Below are 2,497 nucleotides of genomic sequence, written 5' to 3'. Positions count from 1 at the left end.
ACGAGCGACAAGTGATGCCGGGCTCGCCTCAAGGGGCAGGTGATCTCACCGCGAGGCCAGGTAGCCGAGAATCCGCCAAACCGAACGAGAATCGGTGAGAATCCGCCAACTCAACTGGGACGGGACAGCCACTTTCGCTGAACCCTCGCCAGATAGGCGAACCCGCTCGCCACTTCCACCGGTCCCTCGCCACTTCCCGTGGGTCAGGACACCCCCGGCCACGGCAACACGCCCCCTCGTTCTTCCATGTGGTTGATAAGGGTGATTCTCATTCACTCGCATCATCTCGCATGGCTGAGTTGCGCAAATCTTGAAACATGTTTCGAGATTTGCGCAACTCAAACGAGAGGCAGTCTGATGTGTCGACGCGCGGGCGTGCGGTAGTGGCGGGGCGTGTGGCGGCGTTCAGGCTGATCTGGCTTCGGGGTCCGTGCTGGGTTCCGCATTGCGGGGGAGGGGTCCGGTGTGGACCAGGCGGCTGCCGGTGCCCGACTCCGACACCCCGGTCCGGTCCCGGATGGAGACCGACCGGCTGGTCGCCCGCCGCGAGGTCGAGCTGCGGGAGAAGACGTTGTACCGGATGCTGAACGAGACGGCGGCGCGCATCGAGGAGCTCCTGGATGTCAACATCGAGGACCTGAACCTGACGGGCCGCCGCTGCCTCGTGAAGGCGAAGGGCGCCTGGCACCGAGTCACGCTGGCGCGGCCAGGTCCGCGAGGACCTGGTGTTGGAGGCGGGCTACTGGGACGCCGGGACCGTGCGGCTGCTGCCGCGCCTGCTCAAGGACCGCGTCCGGGGCCGGTGTTCAGCCCCCGTCGTCGTCCCGGGCCCGGCAAGGTGCTGGAACCGCGCGATATGTGTCCCGTCACCGGATGCGCCCGCCTGTCCTATGGGCGGGCCCACACGCTGTTGGACATGCACACCGCGTTCGGTGGGCCGGGGACCGGGGGGATCCGCACGAGATCCGGCATTCGGCGCTGACGCATCTGGGCGAGGGCGGCGCGAGCCTGCTGATGCTGAAGGCCAAGTCGCGACACAAGAGGACCGAGAAGGTGCGCTGCTACTTCTACCCGTCGCCCGAGGCGATCGCCGAGGTCACCGGTCTGTCGGGCCCGGCTGACGGCTGTTGCTGATTGGCCAACGCGCGCTCATCGTGCCTCGTCCCACCGCCCCGTCACCAGTTCCAGCCGACTGTGGCCCAAGCAGGTCCCGGCAACGTTGGATCAGTGTGATGATCGGTGGAAGCGAAGGGTGGTAGCTCATGGCCGAGGGTTGGTCGTTTGCCTCTGCTCGGGAACCGGCCAAGTTCGGGTGTGCTGAACAGCGAGACTCTCCCGAGGTTGAGCACGCGCGTACTTCCACCGCGGACAGCTTCTTCTGTGGCCTGCCCAGAGCTGTCACGCTGTGCGGGCTCGCCGAAGAGGAGTTCGTGGCCATCCTGCGCCACTTCGAACCAGACGCGGAGCATGCCTGTCCGCGGTGTCGGGCCGAGGCGTTGTCCGCTCCGACCGTGCCTTGCGGACAGGAACGCCTATACGACCGGGTGCTGGAGGCAGCTCCAAGCCCTCTGCTCACCCGGCTGCTCCAGGCATTGTGCACCGGCGCCGAGCTCGGCATCTGGATCAACGGACCGGCGGAAATGCAGGCCATCTACGCCCACCTCGATCGCATCACCGAGGGCCGGGACGCACTGCTGCCCCTGCTGACCGGTCGGGACTACGTAGGTGTCGCACGAGTCTCCCATCCCACCGGCGAGTTCATCGTCGTGCTCCCCGAAAGCAACAAACCCGTCATCGCCTGGGCCGCCACCAACACTTCCGCGCCGGTGCTGTCGACGAACATCTCACACGGCCAGGGTGACCCGCCGCCAGGTCGCATGTGCCGACCTTGATTCCGGGGTGGAGGAGTGAGGCATGGTGCTCTTGCTTGCCGAGGATTCTTCGAACTGACCCGCATGATCACGCGGTTTGATCCGCGTTTAGGAGTCGCGCTGGTGGTAATCGCTGCTGGTCGCCCAGGACATGTTCCCGGCCCTGAGGCTTGGCCGCACCAGTCGCGATCAACCATCAACGATATATCGATAACCTCATAAGTTTGCTAAACGACGCCAGGGTCTGGCAGAGCCTACATACGACAAGAAACGAGCCGAGGGCAAGAAACACAACGCCGCCCACATCTGCCTGGCCCACCGCCGCACCGACGTCCTGTTCGCCATGCTCCGCGACAAACAGCCCTACCAGCTCGATCACAGACCCGCAGCACGACCCGCACGACACCGAGAGCCCGATCAAGGTCAAGATCGGCCGCCCTAGGATCGGTCATCTGGGCCGCCCCGGCGAAGTTGGAGGCTAGATCGCTTGGTTCTCGAGCGCCAGGCCGGTGCCGGCGGCTGATCGGTGGAACGTCTCCTCGTACTCGGCCGGAGGAACGTTCCCACAATAGGAATGTAGCCTTTCGGAATTATACCAGGCAACCCATTCCATGGTGGCCATGGTC

Annotated in this window: 2 protein-coding genes and 1 pseudogene; all 3 read left to right on the top strand. The window is 65.0% G+C overall.

The features are described from left to right. Window positions 1–463 precede the first annotated feature (463 nt). On the top strand, window positions 464–982 hold the full coding sequence (locus EBO15_RS45645) for a site-specific integrase (protein WP_199745190.1): 519 nt from the start codon (window positions 464–466) through the stop codon (window positions 980–982). 280 nt (window positions 983–1,262) lie between these two features. Next, complete coding sequence (locus EBO15_RS43190; protein ID WP_122200191.1) at window positions 1,263–1,892, top strand: hypothetical protein; 630 nt, start codon at window positions 1,263–1,265, stop codon at window positions 1,890–1,892. A 238-nt stretch (window positions 1,893–2,130) separates the two neighbouring features. Then, window positions 2,131–2,313 (top strand): annotated as a pseudogene (locus tag EBO15_RS46685) (hypothetical protein); the annotation flags it as partial. Between the last annotated feature and the right edge of the window lie 184 nt (window positions 2,314–2,497).

The sequence above is a fragment of the Actinomadura harenae genome (genome assembly GCF_003696215.1).
Lineage (GTDB): Bacteria > Actinomycetota > Actinomycetes > Streptosporangiales > Streptosporangiaceae > Spirillospora > Spirillospora harenae.
The sequence above is the reverse complement of the archived record's forward strand: the minus strand, read 5'-3'. Positions and strand labels throughout refer to the sequence as shown.

Coding starts and splice junctions, on each gene's coding strand:
- EBO15_RS43190 (WP_122200191.1), top strand. CDS start 1,263: ATGGCCGAGGGTTGGTCGTTTGCCTCTGCTCGGGAACCGGCCAAGTTC.